At 69.2% G+C, this 22,706-nt stretch carries 24 protein-coding genes and 1 pseudogene; 9 read left to right on the top strand and 16 right to left on the bottom strand.

Translation table 11 applies throughout. The features are described 5' to 3' along the window. Positions 1-142: 142 nt before the first annotated feature. The 3 genes from ACIRRY_RS18500 to ACIRRY_RS18490 all read right to left on the bottom strand — a co-directional run bounded on the left by ACIRRY_RS18500 (position 143) and on the right by ACIRRY_RS18490 (position 1,622). Entirely contained in the window at positions 143-370 is a 228-nt protein-coding gene (locus ACIRRY_RS18500) for a hypothetical protein (RefSeq protein ID WP_403973584.1), read from the bottom strand. A 284-nt stretch (positions 371-654) separates the two neighbouring features. After that, a complete protein-coding gene (locus tag ACIRRY_RS18495) occupies positions 655-846 on the bottom strand; it encodes a DUF397 domain-containing protein (RefSeq protein WP_403973581.1) in 192 nt (63 codons plus the stop codon). Continuing rightward, complete coding sequence (locus ACIRRY_RS18490; RefSeq protein ID WP_403973659.1) at positions 843-1,622, bottom strand: helix-turn-helix domain-containing protein; 780 nt, start codon at positions 1,620-1,622, stop codon at positions 843-845. The genes ACIRRY_RS18495 and ACIRRY_RS18490 overlap by 4 nt, the downstream gene beginning before the upstream one ends. 114 nt (positions 1,623-1,736) lie before the next feature. Between ACIRRY_RS18490 and ACIRRY_RS18485 the strand changes: the two genes are divergently transcribed. Next, positions 1,737-2,147, top strand: a complete 411-nt coding sequence (locus ACIRRY_RS18485; protein ID WP_403973579.1) for a hypothetical protein — start codon at positions 1,737-1,739, stop codon at positions 2,145-2,147. Here ACIRRY_RS18485 and ACIRRY_RS18480 read toward each other — a convergent pair. The 5 genes from ACIRRY_RS18480 to ACIRRY_RS18460 form a co-directional block, all read right to left on the bottom strand. Then, entirely contained in the window at positions 2,086-4,701 is a 2,616-nt protein-coding gene (locus tag ACIRRY_RS18480) for a tetratricopeptide repeat protein (protein WP_403973577.1), read from the bottom strand. The genes ACIRRY_RS18485 and ACIRRY_RS18480 overlap by 62 nt on opposite strands. A 24-nt stretch (positions 4,702-4,725) precedes the next feature. Beyond that, on the bottom strand, positions 4,726-5,037 hold the full coding sequence (locus tag ACIRRY_RS18475; protein ID WP_403973575.1) for a trypco2 family protein: 312 nt from the start codon (positions 5,035-5,037) through the stop codon (positions 4,726-4,728). Between the two features lie 96 nt (positions 5,038-5,133). Continuing rightward, positions 5,134-5,793, bottom strand: a complete 660-nt coding sequence (locus tag ACIRRY_RS18470) for a DUF5063 domain-containing protein (protein WP_403973572.1) — start codon at positions 5,791-5,793, stop codon at positions 5,134-5,136. Beyond that, positions 5,786-6,385, bottom strand: a complete 600-nt coding sequence (gene recR / locus ACIRRY_RS18465) for a recombination mediator RecR (protein ID WP_317772726.1) — start codon at positions 6,383-6,385, stop codon at positions 5,786-5,788. The genes ACIRRY_RS18470 and recR overlap by 8 nt, the downstream gene beginning before the upstream one ends. Before the next feature lie 69 nt (positions 6,386-6,454). Next, on the bottom strand, positions 6,455-6,802 hold the full coding sequence (locus tag ACIRRY_RS18460; RefSeq protein ID WP_200690759.1) for a YbaB/EbfC family nucleoid-associated protein: 348 nt from the start codon (positions 6,800-6,802) through the stop codon (positions 6,455-6,457). A gap of 242 nt (positions 6,803-7,044) precedes the next feature. On the opposite strand from ACIRRY_RS18460, the gene ACIRRY_RS18455 reads away from it, so the two are divergent. Continuing rightward, positions 7,045-7,785: an SLATT domain-containing protein gene (locus ACIRRY_RS18455; protein ID WP_403973570.1), complete on the top strand. Its 741-nt coding sequence runs from the start codon at positions 7,045-7,047 to the stop codon at positions 7,783-7,785. Between the two features lie 38 nt (positions 7,786-7,823). Here ACIRRY_RS18455 and ACIRRY_RS18450 read toward each other — a convergent pair whose 3' ends face one another. Next, positions 7,824-9,350 carry a substrate-binding domain-containing protein gene (locus ACIRRY_RS18450; RefSeq protein WP_403973568.1) on the bottom strand — a complete coding sequence of 509 codons (1,527 nt, stop codon included), beginning with the start codon at positions 9,348-9,350 and terminating at the stop codon, positions 7,824-7,826. A gap of 119 nt (positions 9,351-9,469) precedes the next feature. Beyond that, on the bottom strand, positions 9,470-11,974 hold the full coding sequence (locus ACIRRY_RS18445; RefSeq protein WP_403973565.1) for a serine/threonine-protein kinase: 2,505 nt from the start codon (positions 11,972-11,974) through the stop codon (positions 9,470-9,472). 314 nt (positions 11,975-12,288) lie between these two features. On the opposite strand from ACIRRY_RS18445, the gene ACIRRY_RS18440 reads away from it, so the two are divergent. From ACIRRY_RS18440 to ACIRRY_RS18425, 4 genes are all read left to right on the top strand, one after another. Beyond that, the gene (locus tag ACIRRY_RS18440; RefSeq protein ID WP_403973563.1) at positions 12,289-13,644 is read left to right on the top strand and encodes an aspartate aminotransferase family protein; all 1,356 of its coding nucleotides are present in this window, start codon (positions 12,289-12,291) and stop codon (positions 13,642-13,644) included. A gap of 140 nt (positions 13,645-13,784) precedes the next feature. Further along, on the top strand, positions 13,785-14,486 hold the full coding sequence (locus ACIRRY_RS18435; protein WP_403973656.1) for a GntR family transcriptional regulator: 702 nt from the start codon (positions 13,785-13,787) through the stop codon (positions 14,484-14,486). Between the two features lie 26 nt (positions 14,487-14,512). After that, complete coding sequence (locus ACIRRY_RS18430) at positions 14,513-16,939, top strand: dolichyl-phosphate beta-glucosyltransferase (protein WP_403973560.1); 2,427 nt, start codon at positions 14,513-14,515, stop codon at positions 16,937-16,939. A 90-nt stretch (positions 16,940-17,029) separates the two neighbouring features. Beyond that, complete coding sequence (locus ACIRRY_RS18425) at positions 17,030-17,680, top strand: hypothetical protein (RefSeq protein ID WP_403973558.1); 651 nt, start codon at positions 17,030-17,032, stop codon at positions 17,678-17,680. On the opposite strand, the gene ACIRRY_RS18420 is transcribed toward ACIRRY_RS18425, so the two are convergent. Beyond that, the gene (locus tag ACIRRY_RS18420) at positions 17,677-18,543 is read right to left on the bottom strand and encodes a helix-turn-helix domain-containing protein (protein WP_403973555.1); all 867 of its coding nucleotides are present in this window, start codon (positions 18,541-18,543) and stop codon (positions 17,677-17,679) included. The two genes, ACIRRY_RS18425 and ACIRRY_RS18420, sit on opposite strands and share 4 nt — an antisense overlap. A 135-nt stretch (positions 18,544-18,678) precedes the next feature. Between ACIRRY_RS18420 and ACIRRY_RS18415 the strand changes: the two genes are divergently transcribed. After that, positions 18,679-18,891: a 4-oxalocrotonate tautomerase family protein gene (locus ACIRRY_RS18415; protein ID WP_403973553.1), complete on the top strand. Its 213-nt coding sequence runs from the start codon at positions 18,679-18,681 to the stop codon at positions 18,889-18,891. Between the two features lie 28 nt (positions 18,892-18,919). On the opposite strand, the gene ACIRRY_RS18410 is transcribed toward ACIRRY_RS18415, so the two are convergent. The 5 genes and pseudogenes from ACIRRY_RS18410 to ACIRRY_RS18390 all read right to left on the bottom strand — a co-directional run bounded on the left by ACIRRY_RS18410 (position 18,920) and on the right by ACIRRY_RS18390 (position 21,510). Beyond that, positions 18,920-19,210 carry a hypothetical protein gene (locus ACIRRY_RS18410; RefSeq protein WP_403973550.1) on the bottom strand — a complete coding sequence of 97 codons (291 nt, stop codon included), beginning with the start codon at positions 19,208-19,210 and terminating at the stop codon, positions 18,920-18,922. Positions 19,211-19,314: 104 nt separating this feature from the next. Further along, positions 19,315-19,770: a hypothetical protein gene (locus ACIRRY_RS18405; protein WP_403973548.1), complete on the bottom strand. Its 456-nt coding sequence runs from the start codon at positions 19,768-19,770 to the stop codon at positions 19,315-19,317. Continuing rightward, entirely contained in the window at positions 19,767-20,033 is a 267-nt protein-coding gene (locus tag ACIRRY_RS18400; protein WP_403973546.1) for a hypothetical protein, read from the bottom strand. Before ACIRRY_RS18400 ends, ACIRRY_RS18405 begins: the two co-directional genes overlap by 4 nt. A 119-nt stretch (positions 20,034-20,152) precedes the next feature. Further along, positions 20,153-20,956 carry a hypothetical protein gene (locus tag ACIRRY_RS18395; protein ID WP_403973543.1) on the bottom strand — a complete coding sequence of 268 codons (804 nt, stop codon included), beginning with the start codon at positions 20,954-20,956 and terminating at the stop codon, positions 20,153-20,155. A gap of 158 nt (positions 20,957-21,114) precedes the next feature. Continuing rightward, positions 21,115-21,510, bottom strand: a pseudogene (locus tag ACIRRY_RS18390) (hypothetical protein). A gap of 116 nt (positions 21,511-21,626) precedes the next feature. Here ACIRRY_RS18390 and ACIRRY_RS18385 point away from each other — a divergent pair. Beyond that, the gene (locus ACIRRY_RS18385) at positions 21,627-22,475 is read left to right on the top strand and encodes a helix-turn-helix transcriptional regulator (protein WP_403973541.1); all 849 of its coding nucleotides are present in this window, start codon (positions 21,627-21,629) and stop codon (positions 22,473-22,475) included. Then, a complete protein-coding gene (locus ACIRRY_RS18380; protein WP_403973539.1) occupies positions 22,472-22,705 on the top strand; it encodes a DUF397 domain-containing protein in 234 nt (77 codons plus the stop codon). The genes ACIRRY_RS18385 and ACIRRY_RS18380 overlap by 4 nt, the downstream gene beginning before the upstream one ends. Position 22,706 lies beyond the last annotated feature (1 nt).

The raw sequence follows: 22,706 nt of genomic DNA, 5'->3' as shown, positions 1-22,706 counted from the left end.
ACCGTCTTTTCCGAGGACAACGCCAGGGCAACCGCGTCCCGCTTGAACTCGGCCGTGTACCGCTTACTCATGTTGCTCTTGCTACTCACTACCTATGACTGCTTCCTCCGGGACCATCCGTCCCAGTATCAAGCTGTCCAGGTCAAAGGGGGAGCTTCACAGTGAGGCTCTTGAGCGACGTACGGCAGGCCTGCTGGCCGTAACGGGGGTGCTCGGCCGCGATCGCCTTGTGGCCCATGGCGTGGCCGTTGTCGAGGTGGTCGATGAAGACGGCGAACTCGGCGTCACGCGCGCTCAGGTGTGCGAAGTCCGGGTCCGCGTGCGGGTCTTCGTCACCCGTGGCGCGTTTTCCGTAGCCCGTATTGGCCATGGGGTGCGACGGGGACGGCAGGGCAGGGCTAGGCTGGGCGTAAGCCACGATCGAGCTCGATTCGATACGTAGGTCCAGGCCCCGGAGCCGGTGTTGGTAGCACCGACCGGGGCCGATCTATTTGCTGTTTGCCGTGAACCTAGAGTGACTTTCCGTTGCGACGCAAGCTGATCACGGGATGTCACCCGTTCGGGTTAAACCCCCCTCAACTCACGTACAGGCTTGGTTGGTTGGGTTGTTTTCAACCAGCCCAGAACCCAAGAAAAGAGCTCGAAGCCCGGGGCTCAAGCTCCGGGGTGAGCTGCGGAGATGAAGGCTTCCCAGGCGAGGGCGGTGACGGTGAGTTGAGGGCCCGAGGGGTACTTCGAGTCGCGGATGTGGATGGTGGTTCGGGGGGTGGGGATGGCTGTTTCTACGCAGTCGCCGCCCTCGTTGTCGCTGTAACTCGACTTGAACCACGTCAACTTGTCACTCATGACTGATCCACCATCCGCTCGATGAAACGGGCCGACTCGGCAGGGCTCAGAGCCTGCGCGCGGATCATGCTAAGCCGCTCGCTCACCCGGCTGACAACCTCCGGATCAGCCGACAACTCGCTGACGAACGGCCCTTCCGTGAAGGCGAATCTCTCGTGGCCGCAGGTCTCCAACAGGACCATTGGCCCGACGAGGGCGTCGCTGATGGCCCGTTCGAAGGGGAGCACCTGCAAGACGACGTTTCGCAGACGGAACGTCCACAACAGTCGGTGCAGTTGCTCGGTGTCCACCTGGGGGCTGCGCAGAACCGCTTCGTAGAGAACGAAGCTCACGGCCATCGGCGGTGTGCACCCCGTGAGGAGAGCCTGCCGCTCCATTCGTGCCGCGATCCGCTTCTCCACCGTCTCCTCGTCCAGAGGTGGAAGGCGGTTCTCGATAAGCGCCCGTGCGTACGACTCGGTCTGCAACAGCCCTGGTACCAGGGCGGTCTCGTACGACCACCGGCTGATCGCCTCCCGCTCCTTCTCCATGAAGTCCTGTGCCCGCGCCGGAAACTTCTCCCTCAGCAAGTAGTCCTTGGCCGCGCTCAACAGCCCATCGGCCCGGCACATCCCATCGGCCACGTCGAGCACGCGCGGCGTCGGCATCCGTACGCCCTGCTCCATCGACTTGATGGTGTCCGGCGAGTAGTTGGAGGCGGCGGCCAGTTCCTCCCGGCTCACATTGGCCTTGGTGCGCCACCGCTTCAGCTGGTTCCCGCTGTACCGCCAGGCCATAGGCGGCAGGGACTTGGCTTTGGACTGACCAGGCACAGCGTCCACCTCCGACCGATACACCCCGGCGTGTATCACCTCAGTCACTACCGAGCGTAGCTTCGTAGACGCCACCGTGTGACCATGACCGACTCAATTCACCTGCCGGACTGGATCCCCGCATCCGGTCACCAACTCCGCCTCACCGGCGTCCACTTCGACGCCGTACGCATCGAAGGCGTACGGGGAGAACGTGTCGCCGCGCGTCTCATCGAGGCCGCCGACGGGGATGCGGGGCCTGTCGTCTGCGAGGCCGCCGGGTTCCGGTGGATGTACTTCCTGCTGGCGCCCGGGGAGGTGCGCCGGCACAACTGGCCTTTGGGTGTGCAGCAGTTCGGCGGCCGGGGCGCTCGTACCGTCACGTACATCGGGATTCCGGCGCTGGACGGGAACACGTGGCCGTTGCGGTGGTACAGCGAGCCTACGGTTACGGCGCCGTTTGTGGAGGCGGGGCGGTTGGGGGCGGTGCTGGCGTTGGCGGGGGCGTAGGTCCAGGCTGTTGGGCGCGCGCGGCGGAGAGATTCGCGCGGACGGCCTTTGTCGTCGGGTGGTCTTCGCCCAGTACACGAAGACAACTGGTAAGCGCCTGTTCGTAGAGCGGGATCGCTCGCGCCGCATACCCCGACACCCGATACACGCCAGCCAAGTTGTTCCGCGAAATGAGCGTGTCCGGGTGATCCTCACCCAACACCCGCACACGATCCTCCAACGTCCGCTCGAACAGAGGAACCGCCCGCACCACATCCCCCAACGCCCGATACGCGCCAGCCAAGTTGTTCCGCGAAATCAGTGTGTCCGGGTGATCCTCACCCGACACCCGCACACGATCCTCCAACGTCCGCTCATACAAAGGAACCGCCCGCACCACATCCCCCAACGCCTGGTAGGTGTAAGCCAGGTTGTTCCGCGAAGCCAGTGTGTCCGGATGATCGTCACCCAACACCCGCACACAATCCTCCAACGTCCGCTCGAACAAAGGAACCGCCCGCAGCGCATCCCCCGATTCCCGATACGCGAGAGCTAGGTTGTTCCGCGATATCAGCGTGCTCGGATCATCCTCGCCAAGGAGCCGAGTAGCCGCTGCCAGAGAGCGGACAAAGCAGTCGGTTGCCTGGCTCAACTGCCCTTGCTCCTGGAGAAACTGTCCCGTCAGAGTGAGGATCTCATCAATCTCAGTCGTGTCCTCGCCCGGTTCGAACGCGTCAAGGATGGCTTCGACGTGGGGAAGCAAGGCTCTCCAGGTCGGCCAGCCCGCAACGTTTCCGCTGGGATCGCGCGGAAGCTCGTCAAGCATCAGCTTCGTGGCCCATTCACGCGCGGCCAGGATGCGCTCCTGATCACGATGCGGATCGTCCGGCGACGGTGTGCGGGCCACCATCTGGACCAAGAGGTGGATGCCGACCCCCGCCCGGTCGAGCGAAATCATGTTGTAGTCGGCCAACAACCCCAAGAGTTGGGCAAGATCGACCGGATCCTCGGCGAACGGCTCGAACAGAGATCGCGGAATGCCGGTCGGGGCGTACCACGCCGCGATCCGCAAGATCCCCAACGCCCTGGGATCCTGCTCCTCAAGCACGTCCAGCGTGATGCGCCAGATCCGCGCAACCGTCCGGGCAGGGTCAAAGCCACCCGGTGCCGCAGCCGTCGCACTCGCCGGATACTGCTCCAGCATGGCCCGGTACGCCGCGATCGAGATCTCCCTCTGCGCGATGAAGGCGCCAGCCTGTTCCAGGGCAAGCGGCAGATGGCCGAGTTCGTCCGCCAGCGCGCGGGCCTCGTCTTCCTCACCGTTCCCGACGAGGCCTGACAGGAGGGCCAGCGAAGCCTCCTGATCCAGCACACGCAACGAGATCGGGTCGCACACCCAACCCCGCTTGTACCGACTAGTGATCAAGTGACGCCCCGATGCCCGTAGTTGACCCGTCCAGGCATGCACATCCCCCGGCTTCTCCGCGTTGTCGAAGACCAGCAGCCATCCCGGGTGCGTCTGCAACCACCCCACCGCCCACTCAGCGGCCTGCGTAGTGGTGAGGTCGAATGCCTCCTCACCCCGCAGCCGCACAGTCAGCGCCGCGAATCCCGCCTCGATCAGCTCGGGCGTGTCCGAACGAATCCACCACACCAACCGATACGCCCCCGCATGGTCATGCGCGTAGTGCAGTGCCAGCGTCGTCTTCCCGACACCCCCAAGCCCGTGCACCGTCTGCGTGATCGTCTGTGACTCCGCCGACAGAGCCCGCTCCAGTTCGGCCATCACTTCCACCCTGCCGACGAAAATCGGCGAGGGCAGCTCCGGCAAGTTGTTGACACCCGACGGGACTTCGACGTCGTACACGGTTGCCGTACGCCGCGCCCCCTCGCGATCAGCAGCCGTAGCCGCAACGTCCTCCGGGACCAACTCCCCCACCGCCGCCACAAACCCGGGCCGCGCAGCCAACCCCACCACCGACACCGCCGTCAGCTGATCCCCGTCGTAGTCCCGCCGCCGGTCGGTCGTCAGGACCCCGATGAGCCGCCCCCTCACGAAGAGCGCCGCCCCGGACGCACCCGCCCAGACACCGGGCACGGCGACCTGGTCGACGTACGCCGCGATCAGCCCACCCGACTTGAGCCCCGTCAGCCTCTCGATGTGGCCGCGGATCTCCTTCGTGTCCCGGATTCCGTCCCGTACCTCGGACTTGGGGAATCCGACCGCGACGCACGCCAGCCGCCCCTCGTCCGGTACGACAGGGCCACCGTCGATCCGGCCCCAGCGGACGGGGTCAGCTCCAGTCGGCGGGAGCCATCCCGCATCCGTGATCCTGACCAACGCCCCGTCCGCCTGCGGCTCCCGCTCCAGATCGGGTGGCTCCGTCAGCGGCCACAACACTTCCGCCGCAAGCCATGTGGAGTCGCCGCCGAGACCCCTGACCTCCAAGTCCTCACAGCCCAGCACATTGTGAAGGGCCGTCAGGACGATGTCGTCCGCGACCAGATAACCGGTACCCGAACACTTCCCGACCGGATTCCAGATCTCCACGACCCGCCGCACGTCCACAGCCACAGGCCAACACCCCCGTGCTCCCCGTTACTTGGGGCGTTCCCCCGAGTCGTCCGCGATACGCCGATCCGCGCCCTCTGCATCGACCGGTTGGAGTGTGAGTTTGACTCGACTCGTCGTGCCTTTTGATCGCGAGGCCTTCGCCTCCGCGCCGAACGGGAGCACCAAGACCTTCGCCCGTGCCTCCCCGTCCTTCTTCACGTCCACGGCGAACTCGATCTCCACCGGGCCCGTGCGGAACTGGATCTCCTGTCCCGCACCGTCCCGCGCCGCCTGTTGCAGCTCCGCCCGGATCGCCCCGATCGCCTCGGCCAGCCCCGCCCACGCCTCGTCCGCCATCGGGCGTCCCTCTCGTCCCCGTACACGCACATCCCCGTACACGCACTGTGGGGCGCAGCGTACTCGCCGCGCCCCACAACATGCCGTAGAAAAGCCCTACTTGACCGGCCTGATCCCCAGCGGCTCGCCGATCTCCTCCGCCATCACGCGGCCCGCCTCGAACTCCAGCGTCTCGTCGCCCATGCTCACGTCCGTGTCCAGGCCGTCCAGTTCCGGGAGGGGCTGGTTGAGGCGGACGTGGGCGACCAGGGACTGGAGGGCGCGCAAGGCGGCCGAGGCGGTGGAGCCCCAGTTGGAGAAGTAGGAGAACTGCCACCACCACAGGGCCTCCGTGGTGCGGCCGGCGCGGTAGTGGGCCATGCCGTGGCGGAGGTCGGTGATGATGTCGGCGAGGTCGTCGGAGATACGGGCCGGTACCGGGGCCGTGCGCGGATCGTAGGGGTCGAAGACCTCCGAGTACACGTCGATCGGCTCCAGCATGACCGCGAAGCGCTCGCGGATCTCGTCCACATCCGGCTCCGGGCCCAGGTCGGGCTCGTAGCGCTCGTCCGGAACGATGTCCTCGTGCGCGCCCAGACGACCGCCCGCCAGGAGGAGTTGGGACACCTCCAGGAGGAGGAAGGGGACCGCCGAGTCGGGGTCCTCTCCCTTCGCGACCTCGAACACGGCCACCAGGAAGCTCTCGACCTGGTCCGCGATCTGGACCGCGAAGTCGTCCGGGTCCGGTGCGATGGCATGCAGCGTGGCGTCAGACATCTAGGAGTCGTCTCCCCTCGAAGGCGCGGCCGAGGGTCACCTCGTCCGCGTATTCCAGGTCGCCGCCCACCGGGAGGCCGCTGGCCAGGCGGGTGACCTTGAGGCCCATGGGCTTGAGCATGCGGGCGAGGTACGTGGCCGTGGCCTCGCCTTCCAGATTCGGGTCCGTGGCAATGATCAGTTCCGTGACCGTACCGTCGGCCAACCGCGCGAGAAGTTCTCGTATACGCAGGTCGTCGGGTCCGACACCTTCGATCGGGCTGATCGCGCCGCCCAGGACGTGGTACTTGCCCCGGAACTCACGGGTGCGTTCGACCGCCACGACGTCCTTCGGCTCCTCGACCACGCAGATGACCGAGAGGTCGCGGCGCGGGTCGCGGCAGATCCCGCACAGCTCTTCCTGCGCGACGTTTCCGCAGGTCGCGCAGAAGCGGACCTTCGCCTTGACCTCCATCAGGCACTGCGCGAGCCGGCGGACGTCCGTCGGCTCGGCCTGGAGGATGTGGAAGGCGATCCGCTGCGCGCTCTTGGGACCGACGCCGGGAAGTCGCCCCAACTCGTCGATGAGGTCCTGGACCACGCCTTCGTACAACGGACTGCCTGCCCTTCCTCGGAGTATGTGCGGGAGGTATGTACGTACCGTAGTTGGCCGCGGTTTGTTTTAGAAAGGCAGACCGGGGATACCGCTGCCGCCACCGCCCAGGCCCTGCGCCAGCGGGCCGAGCTTCTGCTGCTGGAGGGTCTGCGCGTTCTCGTTGGCCGCCTGGACCGCCGCGACGATCAGATCCGCGAGGGTCTCCGTGTCATCGGGGTCGACCGCCTTCGGGTCGATCTTCAGCGCGCGCAGCTCGCCGGCGCCGGTCACGGTGGCCTTCACCAGCCCGCCACCCGCCTGTCCGTCGACCTCGGTCCGCGCCAGCTCCTCCTGCGCGTTCGCCAGGTCCTGCTGCATCTTCTGGGCCTGCTGGAGCAACTGCTGCATATTGGGCTGGCCACCACCGGGAATCACGATCAGCTCCTGGTTTCGTACGGCTTCACGGGCGAGGTTTCTCCCGCTCGGCACGAGCCTACGTGGTCCGGGCAGTCGTCGCTTCAGCACTCTTTCGAGTGAGTCTTCACCGTGTCCTATACCTGATCAAGACCCACTTCCGGGCGGAAAAGAGGTGAAACCAGATCCTTCGCCACCCATTGGGCGGTAGGAAGGATCCGGCACATCAGCATCAGGTGTCACACGACGTAAGGGAGTGCCGGGTGGGTCAGCCGGAGATTCAGCCCGAAGGCGGCGATGTGGCCGGGCGGACGTTTCCGCTCGGGGACTGGGGCGAGCCGACGGCCCGGCTGGACGAGCTGTACCGGTGGGTCGAGCGCGGGGCGCTGGAGACGGCGGACCGGTATCTCACGGACCGGATGGGGAAGCGGCGCGGGGCGCGGGTGCTGCGCGCGGGCGCGGCGCTGGGCGCGCTGGCCGGGGCCGCGCTGCCGCTGCTGGATCTCACCGGGACGGTGGACGGGCTGGCCGCCTGGGGCTATCTGGCGCTGCTGGTGGGGGCGGCGTGCGTGGCCGGGGACCGGTTCTTCGGGATGACGTCCGGGTGGATGCGGGACGTCGCCACCGCGCAGGCCGTGCAGCGGCGGCTCCAGGTGCTCCAGTTCGACTGGGCGTCGGAGGGCGTCCGGGAGTTCCTGGGCCCGGCGGAGGGTACGGCGAGCGAGGCAGCGGACCGGTGTCTGGGGGTGCTACGGCGCTTCTCGGAGGACGTGACGGAACTGGTGCGGGTGGAGACGGCCGACTGGATGGTGGAGTTCCGGACCGGGGCGGGGCCGCTGGGCATCCAGTCGGCGCTGATTCCCGGCGGGCGGCAGGAGGGGACGGTCGTGCAGGGCAGGTTCCCGATGCCGCCGGGGCCGGGCGGACCGGGTGGACCGGGTGGACCGGGTGGCGGTGGGAACCGGCCCAACATGCCCCGGCAACGGCCGCCGGAACCCCGGTGAGGTGAGCGTGCCCGGGGAGCGGGGAGCGGGGAGCGGGGCTACGCGCAGAGCTTCAGGCCCTCCGGTGTCCAGCACGGGATGTGGCCGTGGGTCCGGATCACGTCCTGGCCGTTGCCCCGCGCGAGATAGGTCAGGAAGCTCGACGCCAGGGAGTCGGCCGGCGGCTGGCCGTAGGTGTAGGCGTACTCGATCTCGCGGTACGGGTACGCGCTCGTCCCGTGTTCGATGGCGTCCACGGAGGGCGGGTGGCCGTCCAGTTCGAGGGTGTGCAGGCCCTTCGCGCCGGAGGCGAGGGTGAGTTCGCTGTAGCCGATCGCGCCCCTGAGCTGGGCGACCTGGGTCAACACCTGGTCCGTGGAGTCGAGTTCACAGCGGATCACGGGCGCCGTCGGATCGTCCTTGTGCACGCAGTCGACAGAGGAATTGGCGATCTCGCCGCGCTTCAGCACCCGGCGCTGGAACACCTGCCGTGTCCCGGAGTTGGCGTCCCGGCTGACCAGATGGACGGCGAGGTCCGGTCCCCCGAGCTGCTTCCAGTTGGTGATCTCGCCCCGGTACAGGCGCCGTACGTCCGCGGTGGACAGGTTCTTCAGACGGACGCCGTCGTTGACGACGAGCGCGAACACCGACATCGCGATCCGGTTCTCGCGCAACTGCGGCATGTCACTCGGCTTGGGTCCGTCCGACAGGGCTACGACGGCCGGTGAGCCCTTCGTCGACGCGAGCCCGGCGGACTCCAACTCCCGTACGCCCGCGGTCGATCCGTGCGGGTCGACGACGACCTTCGCGCCCTCGCAGTCCTGCTCGTACTTCTTCGCGACCTCCTCCACCACCGGTGCGAAGGCGGTCGAACCGGTGACGGTGAGGGTGCCCTGGGCGCAGCCGATCGGGGGCGGGTCGTCGTCGCGGACCACGACGATCGCCGCCAGGGTCACCACGCACAGCGTGAGCATGATGGTGATCAGCCGGGAGGCGCGGCTGAACAGCGGCAGCGTCTCGTCCGGGGTCGCGCTGCGGTTGGGGTGGACCTCGCCGTCGCGGATGCCGCCGATGAGCCGGATCGGGCAGCCGACGTCGCCGCCGGAGAGCAGCACCAGCAGTTTGAAGTGGTCGCCGCGGTTGAGCGGGACGCGGGGGATGCGCAGGCTGTTGCCGTCGTAGCCGAGGCCGGCCGCCGGGGTGAAGTGGTCCATCAGATGGTCGGTGCCGACCGGCTGGGTGACCGAGACACCGCGGATCGTGCGGTCGGTGAACAGCGCGGTGAGGCCGTGGAGTTCACGCCCGGTGTAGTCGTTGTCGGCGATGCTCTGCGAACCGTCGTTCTCGATGCGCAGCAGGACGAGGGTGGCGTCGGACATGCCGGGGGCCTCGTCGAAGAGGCCGAGGCGGCGGTTGGCGCGGCCCGAACGGACGTCGTCGCCGATGGGGTTGTCCATCTGGACGCGGTAGCCGATGCGCTTGCGGCGCGGCACCCGGCGTTCGTACCAGACCATCACGCCGGACGCGACGATACCGAGCAGCGCGGTGCCCACGGCGACGACGTTCTCCGCGCTCAGCCACTCCACTGCGGGCCCCCGCTCCCCAGCCGGATCGTGGGGTCACGGTACGGGCGGCACCGGAAAACACGCAGGGGGTGCCGGCCGAAGTTCGCGTGACGTTCGACTGGCCCTGCGGTGAAGGGAGTTCAGCCCGCCTTCGTGTACGTCAGCTTCTCCCCGTTGCTGGTGCTCACGCGCTCCAGGGTGGTGTCCGACAGCAGGGTGATCTCCGTGGCCGAGCCCGGGTTGCAGGACGACAGCGGCTTCCCGGAGGTGACGGTGGAGGCGCCGATCGCCAACGGGCTCTCGCCGCCCGGCGCTTGGGTGAGGTCGGCGGTGAACTCGCAGTGGTAGCCGGGGCCGTCCGCGACCAGGGTCAGCACCGGGGACCCCACCTTGCCCTGCCGGATGGTGAGTTGACGGGTGTTGTGGCCCGTGGCGTTGTCGATGGACGCGTTCCAGGTGCCGAGATAGCCGCTCGGTACGGCGCCGTCGCCGCTCGAACTGGCGGAGGGGGACGGCGAGTTCGTCGGCGACGGTGCCCCGGTGGTCGGACCGGGGGTCGTGGGCGCGGCGCTGGTGGCCCGGCCGCCCGCACCGCTCGCCTTGCGGCCGCCGTCGCCGCCGCCCTTCATCAGCGCGTACACCGAGCCGCCTGCGCCCAGCGCGACGACGAGTGCGACGGCGACGAGCAGTGCGGTGGACCGGCCGTTGCGGCGCGGCGGTTGGGGCTCCGGGTAGGGGCCCGGGCCGTAGGGCGGGGTGGCGCCGAGGCCGGGGTTGTGGGGGTACGGGTTGTAGGGGACCTGGCCGCCCCAGCCGACGAGTTGCCGGGCGGGCAGTTGCGGATAGTCGGCGGCGGCGGGTCGAACGGGGGGTTGGGGTTCCGGGGGGCCGTATCCGGTGACGGGCTGGGGGTGCTGCTGCGGGTAGCCGTAGGCCGGGTGGGGGGTGGGCTGAGCCGGAGTCCGGGGTGCTCCGGACGGCTCCTCGACCACCGTCGGGAAGTGGCCGTCCGGCGCGATACCGGCGGCCGATGCGGGTGCGGGTGGCGCCGGGGCGGAGTCGTCGGAGGCGGGGGCGTGCTCGGGGGAGGCTTCGGCGAGGGCGGCGGGTGTGCAGGCGCCGGGCGCCTTGCTGAACAGGTCCAGCTTCTCCGTGGGGGCGGGGACGGAATCGTGGGCGGGGGCGGGGGCGGGACCGTGGGCCGGAGCAGAACCCTGGCCCGGAGCGGAACCGTGGGCCGGAGCAGAACCCTGGGCAGGAGCAGGACCCTGGGCGGGAGCGGAACCGTGGGCCGGAGCAGGACCCTGGGCCGGAGCAGGACCCTGGGCCGGAGCGAAGCCAGGGGGAAGAGCCGGCATGGGAGGAAGTGCGGGCGTGGGTGCGGTGGCAGGCGTGGGTGCGGTGGCAGGCGTGGGCGCGGTGGTGGGCTCAGGCGCGGCCCCCTGAACCACTGCGGCACCTTCCGCCGCCGCGACCTCCCCGCCCCTCACGCCTTCAGCCTCGGAATCCTCTGCTCCCGGGCCCTCCGCCTGCGCGCTCCCCGCCTGCGGACCACCCGTCACCGGGCCGCCCATCCCCGGACCACGCGTCCCCGGGCCGCCCGACCCCGGAGTGCCCGGCCTCGGGCCGCCCATCCCGGGACCGCCCGCCTCCAGGCCACTCGTCCCCGGGCCACCCCTCTGCGGCCCGCCCCCCTCCGGATCGATCCGCTCCAGTTCCCTCGTCTCCGGGTCCTCCGTGTCCAGCAACCGGACCGCGTGGCGGCCGAGTTGGGCTACCAGGGCGCCCGGTAGCCACGGGTCGCGGGAGCGGCCGCCGGAGACCGTGTCCTCCGCGCCCGTGCGGTCGAGGATGTGGTTGAGGGTCGGGCGGGTGGCCGGGTCCTTGCGGAGGCAGTCGCGGACGAGGTCGGCGATGCCCTCGGGGACGCCCGAGAGGTCGGGTTCCTCCTGGGCGATGCGGAACATCAGGGCGTGGACACCGCTGTTCGCGGCGCCGAAGGGAAGGGTGCCGGTCGCGGCGTAGGCGAGGACGGAACCGAGGCAGAAGACGTCGCACGCCGGGGTGATGCGGTCGCCCCGCACCTGTTCCGGCGCCATGAAACCGGGCGAGCCGACCAGCGAACCGGTCCGGGTGAGCCCGTCGCCGGCGAGGGTCTCCAGGGCCCGCGCTATGCCGAAGTCGATGACGCGGGGACCGTCGATCGTCACCAGCACGTTGGACGGCTTGAGGTCGCGGTGGACGATGCCGGCCGCGTGGATGTCCTGGAGCGCGTGCGCGAGACCGGCCGCGAGGATCCGTACCGACCGCTCGGGCAGTGCCCCGTGGTCCCGCCCGACGACCTGTTGCAGAGTCGGCCCGGCGACATACCCGGTGGCCACCCACGGCACCTCGGCGTCGGTGTCCGCGTCCAGCACGGGTGCCGTCCAGTGTCCGCCGACCCGCCGCGCGGCCCGCACCTCCTGCCGGAACCGCGCCCGGAACTCCTCCTGCGCGGCGAGATCCTCCCGCACCAGCTTCACGGCGACCGTGCGTCCCCGGTCCGAGCGGGCCAGATACACGTGCCCCATGCCACCGGCCCCGAGCCGGGCCAGCAGCCGGTACGCCCCGATCCGCTGCGGATCGGCCGCCCCCAGTTTCTCCACGACCGCGCCGCCTCCCCTGACATCCCCGGGCACTCCCCGGTCACAGAGCTGTCGCGCCCCTGTCGTGCCCCTGCGCTCCGCGACAGACCGAGAATAGTGCGGGGAATCGACGAGACGGACGGGGTGGTGTCTACGGTTCCGTAACGGGAAACCCACCCACCCTCCACAGGCTGGGGTCAGTCCTAACCGGTCAAAGGGGCAGACGGTGGTTAGTTTCACCCCCAGCCTCCCTGGACAACCTGTCGCGGAAACCCCACGACCACAGACAGGACGCCGATTCCGTTTCCGCATCGCGGACATTTACGCTCACCCGCATGACCCCTCAGCCCAACCCCCAGGCCGGCGCCGCCGTGAAGGCCGCGGACCGTGCGCACGTGTTCCACTCCTGGTCCGCGCAGGAACTCATCGACCCGCTCGCCGTGGCCGGCGCGGAGGGGTCGTACTTCTGGGACTACGACGGCAATCGCTACCTGGACTTCACCAGCGGGCTCGTCTACACGAACATCGGCTACCAGCACCCGAAGGTCGTCGCCGCGATCCAGGAGCAGGCGGCGACCCTCACCACCTTCGCGCCCGCGTTCGCCATCGAGGCCCGCTCGGAAGCCGCCCGGCTGATCGCCGAGCGGACACCCGGGGACCTGGACAAGATTTTCTTCACCAATGGCGGCGCGGACGCGATCGAGCACGCGACGCGCATGGCCCGGCTGCACACCGGGCGGCCGAAGGTGCTGTCGGCGTACCGCTCGTACCACGGCGGTACGCAGCAGGCGATCAACCTCACCGGGGATCCGCGGCGTTGGGCCAACGACAGCGCCTCGGCCGGGGTCGTGCACTTCTGGGCGCCCTTCCTCTACCGGTCCCGTTTCTACGCGGAGACCGAGGAGCAGGAGTGCGAGCGCGCCCTTGAGCACCTGGAGACGACGATCGCCTTCGAGGGGCCGGGCACGATCGCCGCGATCGTCCTGGAGACCGTGCCGGGCACGGCCGGGATCATGGTGCCGCCGCCGGGCTATCTCGCCGGGGTCCGGGAGATCTGCGACAAGTACGGGATCGTCTTCATCCTGGACGAGGTGATGGCCGGGTTCGGGCGGACCGGTGAGTGGTTCGCGGCCGATCTGTTCGACGTCGTACCGGACCTGATGACCTTCGCCAAGGGCGTCAACTCCGGCTATGTGCCGCTCGGCGGGGTCGCCATCTCCGGCGCGATCGCGGACACCTTCGGCAAGCGGCCCTACCCGGGCGGACTGACGTACTCCGGGCATCCGTTGGCCTGTGCCGCGGCCGTCGCGACGATCAACGTCATGGCCGAGGAGGGCGTCGTGGAGAACGCGAAGCACCTCGGCACGACCCTCGTCGAGCCCGCGCTGCGGGCGCTGGCCGAGCGGCACCCGAGCGTCGGGGAGGTGCGCGGGGTCGGCATGTTCTGGGCGCTGGACCTGGTGCAGGACCGGGAGACGCGCGAGCCGCTGGTGCCGTACAACGCGGCCGGTGAGGCGAACGCGGCGATGGGCGCGTTCGCGGCCGCCGCCAAGAAGCAGGGGCTGTGGCCCTTCGTGAACATGAACCGCACCCATGTCGTGCCGCCGCTGAACGTGACCGAGGCCGAGCTGAAGGAGGGTCTCGCCGCCCTCGACACGGCGCTCTCCGTGGCCGACGAGTACACGAAATAAGGCGGAATCAGGGCGGAATGCGGGGGTCCGTTCCCCGGGTGCCCGCATTCGGGCAGGGCGGGAACCCGAACGCGTAAGGTGGCGTGCTCGTAGACATATACGAGTACGCCATCGAACGCGACGAGGGAGACGCTCCGACGATGCCCGGAAGCAGCGGCAGCGGCGCCGTGACCCGCAGCACCCTGCGGCAGCAGATCGCCGACGCGCTTCGCGACGAGGTCCTGGCCGGCCGGCTCCAACCCGGTCAGGAGTTCACGGTGAAGGAGATCGCCGAGCAGTACGGCGTCTCCGCGACCCCGGTCCGGGAAGCGCTCGTCGATCTCTCCGCGCAGGGCCTGCTGGAGGCCGACCAGCACCGCGGCTTCCGCGTCCACGAGTACTCGGTGGCCGACCACCGCGGCATGATCGAGGCCCGCGCCCTGGTCACCGAGGGCATGTTCCTGGCCCTGTCCGGCGGCCACCCCGTCTTCGACCGCACCGAGGACCCCCGTACGGTCGCCGCGCTCGCCGGGGTCCGCCGCCGCGGCGAGGAGGCGCAGCGCGCCGCCGACGCCGGTGACCTCACCGTGCTGATCGGCTACGACCTGCGCTACTGGCGCGAGTTGAGCACCATGTTCGGCAACCCCTACCTCGGTGACTTCCTGCACCGGCTGCGCGTCCAGTCCTGGGTGTGCACGGTGCAGCATCTGCGCCGACTGACCGATCTGCGCGGGCAGTTGTGGTCCGAGCACACCGAACTGGTCGATGCCCTGGCGCGCCGCGACACCCCGGCCGCGCGCTCGATCGTCCTGGCGTACAACAAGCACTCCCTCGCCCTCATCGAGCGGCTGGCCGCCCGGTGACCGGACCGGAAAGGGCCGCTCCGGCCGTGGACCCCAGTGCTGTCGTCGTGGACCTCAGTGTCGTCGTGCCCGCCTACAACGAGGAACAGCGGCTCGGGCCGACGCTCGACGCGATCACCACGTATCTGGGCGACAACGAGGGCCGCTTCGGCGGCTGGGAGATCATCGTCGCCGACGACGGCTCCGACGACGGGACCCGCGAGGTCGTCACCTCGCGCGCCGATCCGCGCGTGCAGTTGGTCACCAGCCCCCGCAACCGGGGCAAGGGCAACGCCCTGCGCCTCGGGGTGGCCGCCTCGCGCGGGCACCGGGTGCTGGTCACGGACGCCGATCTGGCCGCGCCCATCGAGGAGTTGGAGAAACTCGACAAGGAGCTGAGCGAGGGCCGGTCCGCGGCGATCGGCTCGCGGGCCGCGCCGGGCGCGACCATCGAGAGCCACCAGCATCCGGTCCGTGAACTCCTGGGCCGCGGGGGCAACTTCCTCATACGCCAGGCCGCGGTGCCCGGCATACGCGACACCCAGTGCGGCTTCAAGCTCTTCGAGGGCGACCGCGCCCGCGAGGCCTTCGCCGCCTCCCGTATCAACGGCTGGGGCATCGACGTAGAAGTCCTCCAGCACTTCCGCCGCGCGGACTGGGAGGTCGCCGAGGTCCCGGTCCGCTGGGCCCACCAGTCCGGCTCGAAGGTACGGCCCCTGGACTACGTCCGGGTCCTGACCGAACTCGCCCGCCTCCGCGCCCGCTCGCTGCGCCCGGTCGACGCCCTGGTCACCGTCCTCTTCCTCCTCATGTCGGTCGCCCTCTACTCGGGCCGCTTCTTCGACCCGGGCCACCGCTATCTGGAGGACTCGCTCCAGGACCAGAACCAGTGGGAGTGGTTCTTCGCGGTCACCGCCGACAACGTGTCCCACTTCCACAACCCGCTGTTCTCGAACCTCCAGGGCTTCCCCGACGGCGTGAACCTCATGGCCAACACGGTCATGCTGGGCCTGTCGGTGCCCTTCACCCCCCTCACCCTGCTGGCCGGCCCGGCGGTCTCCCTCAGCGTCTGCATGGCGCTGGGCCTCGCGGCCACGGCCGCCGCCTGGTACTGGCTGATCGTGAAGCGGGTCGTACGGCAACGGGCCGCGGCCTTCGTCGGCGCCTCGCTCGCGGCCTTCGCCCCGCCGATGGTCAGCCACGCCAACGCGCACCCGAACTTCGTCATCCTCTTCATGATCCCGCTGATCATCGACCGCGCCCTGCGCCTGTGCGCGGGCACCCGGGTCGTCCGCGACGGGATCGTGCTCGGCCTGCTGGCGGCCTACCAGATCTTCCTCGGCGAGGAACCCCTCCTCCTGGCCTCCATCGGCATGCTCCTGTTCGCCGCGTCCTACGGAGTCCTCGACAGGGAGGTCGTGAAGACGGCCTGGCGCCCGCTGCTCAAGGGCCTGGGCATCGCGGCGGCGGTCTGCGCGCCGATCATCCTGATCCCCCTCTGGTACCAGTTCGTCGGCCCGCAGAGCTACAAGAGCGTCCTGCACGGCGACAACGCGGGCAACAGCCCCCTCGCCCTGCTCTCCTTCGCCGAACGCTCCCTGATCGCGGGCGACGAGGTCCGGGCCAACTCGCTCTCCCTCAACCCCACCGAGCAGAACGCCTTCTACGGCTGGCCGCTCGTCCTCCTCGCCTTCGCGATCGTCGTACGACTCTGGGAGCACAAGCTCGTCAAAGCCCTCGCGTTCACGGCGGTCGCGGCGGCGATCCTCTCCATGGGCCCCAAGATCCGCATCCCGCTCACGGACACGGTCTACCCCGGCCCCTGGGCCCTGCTCGCCCACAAGCCGCTCTTCGAGTCGGTGATCGAGGGCCGGGTGGCGATGATCTGCGCCCCCGCACTGGGCATCCTGCTCGCGATCGCGCTCGAACGCCTGGCGGCGACCCGCCGACCCGGCACGCAGTACGTGGGCCTGCTCGCCGTGTCCATGGCCCTGATCCCGATCATCCCGGCACCGCTCAAGGCCGTCGACCGGGCGGCGGTACCGGCCTTCTTCACGGACGGCACCTACAAGTCGTACGTCCGCGCCGGCGAATCGATCGTCCCGGTCCCGCTCGCCGACCCCGGCGCGGCGGAACCCCTGCACTGGCAGACCGCGTCCGGCCTCGGCTTCAAGATGCCCGGCGGCTACTTCAACGGCCCCTACGGCGACGACCGCATCGGCATCTACGGCTCCCCGCCCCGCTACACCTCGAACATGCTGCGGGACGTCCGCTACACCGGCGTCATCCCCACCATCGGCAAGAACTGGCGGGCGCAGGCCAAGGCCGACTTCGCGTTCTGGCACGCGGGCGCCCTGGTGGTCACTCCACAGCCCAACGACGACAAGCTCCGCACCGCTGTGGAAAAGCTGGTGGGCAAACCCGGTAAGTGGGTGGACGGCGTGTGGGTATGGGACCTGCACGAGGGGAGCTGACCCGGGCCGCACCGACTACTCTTCCCCCTACTCTTGCCTGACCACCATGCGAGATCCACGCTGCGCAGCGAGTAACCGAGGAGCCCTCTTTTGGCCTGTGACCTGTGGCTGGTCCCGCTCGTCGACGTGTTGTGCCACACCCCCGACAATCCGTTCGCCGAGGAACTCGCGCTCTACAACTCGCTGTTGGCCGAGGCCGGGCTCCCTCCGGTGCCGGTGTACCAGTACATGCCGGGACTGTCCGGCGAGGTCGCCCCGGTCGCGGGCTTCGACTACGACGCGCTGCACTTCCTGCGCCGGGCCTACCTCCTCCAGGTCTGCGGTCTCCCGGTGACCCCGGTGGACGACCTCGGCGGCGACTACGAACAGCTCCTGGAGATGTTCGAGACCACGGCCCAGCAGTCCCACCTGGTCTGGCACTACGACCACGCGGGCGCCTACGTCCCGGTCGACTTCCCGCACCCGCTCGCGAACGACGAACTCCTCGCCGGCGGTGGCCCCTTGGGTTCCTCCCAGACCCTCCTCCGCGAGCTGGAGTTCGTGGCCCCCACGATCGGCATCGACCCCGCGAACCCGCCCACGCCACCCCAACCCCCCACCGCCCCCACGGAGTTGGAGGAACCGGCCGACCCCGCGCCGTACGACCCCAGCCCGTTCGCGCGCGAGCGGCACGTGTGGCTCGGGCTGCACGCGGCGGCGACGCGCAGCCTGGCCCAGGGCTCGATGATCGTGTTCAGCTAACGGCGCGTGCGGTCCTCGCCGGCGGCCATGTCCTGCGTGCCGATGACACCGAGCAGTTCGAGCTGAGCGGCACCCTCGGTACCGGGCGGGGCCGTGAACCACAGCAGTCGCTGACGGCCGTCCTCGCTGAACAGACTGTGGCAGTCCAACTCGACGACACCCAGCGCGGGATGCACGATGCGCTTGTGATCGCTGCGGCGCAGACCGACGTCGTGGGTGTCCCACAGGGCGGCGAACTCCGCGCTGCGCCGCCGCAGCATGGCCGTCATCCCGGCGACCTCGCTGTCCCGGCTCCGGCGGGCGGCGACCGCGTGCAGGTCGGCGACGAAGACCCGTGAGTGGTGCGGATGGTCCTCGGGCGGATAGACCGCGCGGGCGGCCGGATCGGTGAACCAGCGGTACGCGAACCCTGTGGCGGGCCCGCGCGGTTCCGGCGCCCGCCCGAGCAGGGCGGCGGCCGGTTCATTCTGTACGAGGGTCTCGTGCAGGTCGGTGATGACCTGGGCCGGGGTGGTGGCCAGCCGGTCCAGCAGCCCGAGCAGGGCGGGCTGTACGTGCCGCGCGCCCGCGCCCCGCGCCGACTCGGGCAACGGCCGGTCGGCGAGGTGGAACAGGTGGTCGCGCTGGTCGCCGCCCAGCCGCAGCGCCCGGGCGAGAGCGGCCAGGGTCTGGGCGGAGGGCTGAGCGCCACGCCCCCGCTCCAACTCGGTGTAATAGTCGGCCGACAGCCCCGCCAACTGCGCGACCTCCTCGCGCCGCAGCCCGGGCACCCGGCGCCGAGGCCCCACGGGCAGACCCACGTCGGCGGGCCCGACCCGGTCACGCCGGGACCTGAGGAACGCCGCGAGCTCGGGAAGGTTCACCCGCTCATCGTCTCCCCTCCGGCGGGGCCGAGCCAGGGGCTGCCGACCCCAGGGTGGCCTCAGCCCTGGCCGGCCGGGCGCCGGGAACGGACAGTTGCCCCACACCACACCGACGGCGCTACGAAAGAGAGCATCATGCCCTTCGCGAATTTCAAGGTCCCCGCCGGCGCCCTCACCGCGGAGCAGAAGGAGCAGATCATCACGCGCACCACTGACCTGTACGCGGAGATCTTCGGCGACGGCGCCCGCGCCACCACACTCGTCCTGGTCGAAGAGGTCGCCGACGCGGGCTGGGGCATCGGCGGCGGTGTCCTGACCCTCGCCAGGATCCAGGGGACACCGCAGTAATGACGGCCCGAGCGAGGACCTGGCGGACCTAGCGGACCTTGGAGAGACCGCTCGCGACGTCCTCCGCGTTCATCACCGGGGTGTAGGTCAGCTCGGCACCGAGGTTGAGGAAGAGCGGCTCACTGATCGACGGAATGTCGGACGGATCCTTGAGGTCGAAGAACAGGAACGCGGTGCGCTTGCCGCCCTCGGCGGTGAAGTAGGCGGCCTCGGGCTTGATCTGCTCCAGGGTCTCCTCCATCAGCTTCCCGAGAGTCCCGTTCCGGATGGCCTCGTTCCCCTTCTCCGTGTCCATGGACGCTTTCAGCATCATGCGCATCGCAGTCACCTTCTTCTGGTCGGCGTTGCGCGAGCGGACGAATGGATGCCTTCAGGATATGCCCGCACAAAGGGGGCGTCCCGATGGAGGCGCCCCCTTTGTGGTCAGCTCTGCTCGACGATCCGGATCGTGCGGATGCCGGTACCGCGATACCGGGTGGGCGTCCTGGTCAGGACGGGTCGGCCGCGCGGCCACTCGACGGTGGGCAGAGCGAGGTGCAGCACATGGGCGCCGCTCCAGTCGGCCTCACCCTTGTCGCCTTCACCTTCACCTTCACCGTCACCGGCGACCCGCAGCCGCTTGCCCACAGCGGCAGCCGCCGCGAAGTCGAGCCCCTCGATGGCCACGGACGGCAACGCGCCGACGTGTTCGGCGACCCCGGCCCGCTCCCGCTCGGCGACGGCGAGACTGAGCGCCGGGATGTAGACGCGCAGGGCGGGATCATTCTCGGCCTCGACGACGAGCCGGGAGGCCATGACGTTCCCCGCGCCGAGGGCCAGCGCGGCGGTGTCGTCGAAGACGACTGCACGAGGCAGTGGGTACCGCTCCTCGCCCGTCACTGGACCTCCCCGATGCGCCCGGCTTCGAGATCGGCCCACAGCTTCTCGCCGGCCTTCTCGTCCTCTTCCGTGTAAGGCCTGCCGAGGAAGTGCTCCTCGACGTACGCCCTGGTCTCCTCGTACCGCTCGCGCAGCTCTTCCTTGGTGGGCGTGGCCCCGGCCAGCTCGGCCACGAGGTCCCGCATGGTGATCCCGCGCTCCCGGGCAAGCTCCTGAAGGCGGTCACGGACAGCGGGGTCGACCTTGATCGTGGTGTCAGCCATGAGCAAAGTATACCGGCGGTATACTTTCTCCGGGCGTACGAGTGCGACGGTCATCAACACTCCGTTTCTTTCGACGGACCCGGCACTGCACGGACGTGCGGCCGGGAGTCTGGGAGCGGTTAAGCGAGCGCGGCCCGTCCCTGCAACAGCGCACGGGCCAGCGCGCCTCCTCGCTGCGCGGCCTCGCGGTAGCCGGAGGCGCCGGGCTTGCGGGATTCGACCCGGACGGTGGTGACCGGCGAGGTTGCGGGGGCAACCGGGCACTTTCGGCGCAAGCGGTTCTCGACGATGGCCGCGGGCGAGTACATCCGGCGCGGCAGCCCGTCCGTCAGGGCGGCACGCACCTGGACGCTCGTCGCACCCCGGTCCCACCACTCCTCGACCAGCGGCGCGAGTCTCAGCGCCTCGGCGGCGCCGAGAGCAAGCCGGGGTTCACTACGGCCGAGAGAGCCGAGCAGCCTCGCTGCGAGCGCGGTGCGCTCGCTCAACTCGGCCTGGGGCGGCGGGGAGGGAGGTTCTTGTTCCCTGGTTTTTTCTCCCGAAGGGAGAGCGTCCGACGGCGCGAGGGCCGACTCGCCGGAGGCCAGGTTCTCGACTTTTTCTTCTTCACCCGCAGGCGGCTCGTCCTCGTACGGAGTGTCGAAAACCTCGTACACGGTGAAGAGTTGACCGCTCTCCGGGTTCTTGCGCACCACGCGCCGCAGATACCGCGAATCCTCCAGCTCATGCAGGGCGGCGGCGATCCGCGACCGCCCCTCCTTGCGCTGATCGGCCAGCGTGCGGATGGTGACACGGGCCTCGCTCGGGAGGCTCAATAGGTACGTCAGTACGCCGACCGCGCACCAGGAAATGCTCCGGTCGCGGAGAAGAGCGTTGGAGAAGACTGAAAAGGCGCGCGTGGGCGTCGTACGATGGATGCGCATCCGGAGCTCCGCTTTACCTGGTGGAGCTGGCGCTCCTGGTGTCGAGCCCCCGGGTGTTAGCGCACCGCGGGGGCGTTTTCGTTGGCGTGACTCTATGCGCACGCAAAGCGACGAACGCAAGCCGGAACTGGGTTTTCCTGGGCGGGAGTTCGCGTTCTTCACTCTTGAGGGTGAAGGGCGGTTCGTAGCAGCAGTGCGTGGACGAAGTGGTCCGGGGCCGTCGGGCGGTAGCGCCAAGTCAGGGGCCAGCTCTGGCCGTTGAGGGCCGGGATCGGGATGTACGACATGTGGTTCGGGCCGGCGGTGAGGCGGGTTACTCCGGGTGGTCAGGGGCGGTGGGACGTGCTGCCGACCGGGACCAGGAAGTAGACCGCCCTGTTGCCCGTCGCCTCCTCCACGACCGGCCCCGGCGCCCCTCCCGTCATACGCGCGAGCCTGTCCGCGAGGTCTCTGCCCTCGTCGCCGTCCACCCGTACCGCGTCGAACTGGACTCCTGCCTTGCGGAGTTGGATGCCGGTCGCGGGGATCCATTTCAGGTCACTTTGCGTATCCATGAGGACAGTCTCGGCAGTCACAGCTACCGTCTTCCATAACTCTGCGTCGACCATCCGCAACGGTTGGATACAAGTGCGGGGTGCTGTTGACCGGTTGAGTTCGGTTGAGTTCGGGGGTGACCGCGATGGCGCGGGCGGAGAACAAGGAGGAGGCGAGTGGCGTGGCGCGACTCGTCGCCCTTCTCGCGAAGGCACTGCGTGAGCAACACGGTCTGACCCAGGTCGAGTTGGGCAAGATGACCGGCTACACCGGGTCGGCCATCAGCGCGATGGAGACCTGCGCCCAGCCCGCGAGCGACGAGATGCTCGTCAAGCTGGAGGAGGCGATCGGCGGCGGGATGCAGGTCTTCGAGGAGGCCCGCACGTACGTCCTGCTCGACAAGTACCCGCCCCAGTTCAAGAACTTCGCGCTGATGGAAGCGGAGGCGGTGACGTTGTCGTCGTATCAGACGTATGTGGTCGGCGGCCTCTTCCAGACCGAGGAGTACGCCCGGGCCCTGATCGGCGGCGGTTTCCCCAAACTCCCTGACGCCAAGGTGGAGGAACTGGTCGAGGCTCGCGTGACCCGCCGGAAACTCTTCGACCGGGATCCGACCGCCATGATCGAGCTGATCCTCGACGAATCGGTGCTGCGGCGGCCGTTGGCGAGTTGGGACGTCCACCGCGGGCAACTGCGCTCGCTCGCTGAGGATGCGGAGCGGGACAATGTCAGTGTCCAAGTGGTCCCGTTGGAACGGGCGCTGCGGGGCGGACACGCGGGAACGCGCGGTGACATGGTCTTGGTGGTGACGAAGGAGCACCGCCATGTCGTCTATCTGGAGATCGAGGACGAGAGCGTCCTGATCAGCGATCCCTCGAAGGTGGCCCAACTCTCGCACCGCTATGCGAAGATCCGTACGCAGGCTCTGAGCCCGGACGACTCCCTGAGCCTCATCCGGAAGTTGGCGGGAGAAGAGCGCGTATGACCAGCAACTTGCAGTGGTTCAAGTCGAGTTACAGCAACGACAGCGGCGGCGAATGCCTCGAAGTCGCCTTCGACTGGCGCAAGTCCTCCTACAGCGACAGCGGCGGCGGCAACTGCGTCGAGATCGCCCCCTGCCCCCACTCCCTCCACATCCGCGACTCCAAGAACCCGGACGGCCCGCATCTCACCGTCTCCGGCGAAGCGTGGGCCGCCTTTCTCGTGGGGCGATAGG

It is taken from the genome of Streptomyces sp. NPDC101776 (assembly GCF_044766845.1).
GTDB lineage: Bacteria > Actinomycetota > Actinomycetes > Streptomycetales > Streptomycetaceae > Streptomyces.
Note: the sequence above shows the minus strand (reverse complement) of the source record. Positions and strands in the feature narration are given on the sequence as shown.

What these genes read in the sequence shown, in the direction of transcription:
- ACIRRY_RS18500 (WP_403973584.1), bottom strand. Translation starts at nt 370, where the DNA reads ATGGCCAATACGGGCTACGGAAAACGCGCCACGGGTGACGAAGACCCG.
- ACIRRY_RS18495 (WP_403973581.1), bottom strand. Translation starts at nt 846, where the DNA reads ATGAGTGACAAGTTGACGTGGTTCAAGTCGAGTTACAGCGACAACGAG.
- ACIRRY_RS18490 (WP_403973659.1), bottom strand. Translation starts at nt 1,622, where the DNA reads ATGGCCTGGCGGTACAGCGGGAACCAGCTGAAGCGGTGGCGCACCAAG.
- ACIRRY_RS18475 (WP_403973575.1), bottom strand. Translation starts at nt 5,037, where the DNA reads ATGGCGGACGAGGCGTGGGCGGGGCTGGCCGAGGCGATCGGGGCGATC.
- ACIRRY_RS18470 (WP_403973572.1), bottom strand. Translation starts at nt 5,793, where the DNA reads ATGTCTGACGCCACGCTGCATGCCATCGCACCGGACCCGGACGACTTC.
- ACIRRY_RS18440 (WP_403973563.1), top strand. Translation starts at nt 12,289, where the DNA reads ATGACCCCTCAGCCCAACCCCCAGGCCGGCGCCGCCGTGAAGGCCGCG.
- ACIRRY_RS18435 (WP_403973656.1), top strand. Translation starts at nt 13,785, where the DNA reads ATGCCCGGAAGCAGCGGCAGCGGCGCCGTGACCCGCAGCACCCTGCGG.
- ACIRRY_RS18415 (WP_403973553.1), top strand. Translation starts at nt 18,679, where the DNA reads ATGCCCTTCGCGAATTTCAAGGTCCCCGCCGGCGCCCTCACCGCGGAG.
- ACIRRY_RS18410 (WP_403973550.1), bottom strand. Translation starts at nt 19,210, where the DNA reads ATGCGCATGATGCTGAAAGCGTCCATGGACACGGAGAAGGGGAACGAG.
- ACIRRY_RS18400 (WP_403973546.1), bottom strand. Translation starts at nt 20,033, where the DNA reads ATGGCTGACACCACGATCAAGGTCGACCCCGCTGTCCGTGACCGCCTT.
- ACIRRY_RS18395 (WP_403973543.1), bottom strand. Translation starts at nt 20,956, where the DNA reads ATGCGCATCCATCGTACGACGCCCACGCGCGCCTTTTCAGTCTTCTCC.
- ACIRRY_RS18380 (WP_403973539.1), top strand. Translation starts at nt 22,472, where the DNA reads ATGACCAGCAACTTGCAGTGGTTCAAGTCGAGTTACAGCAACGACAGC.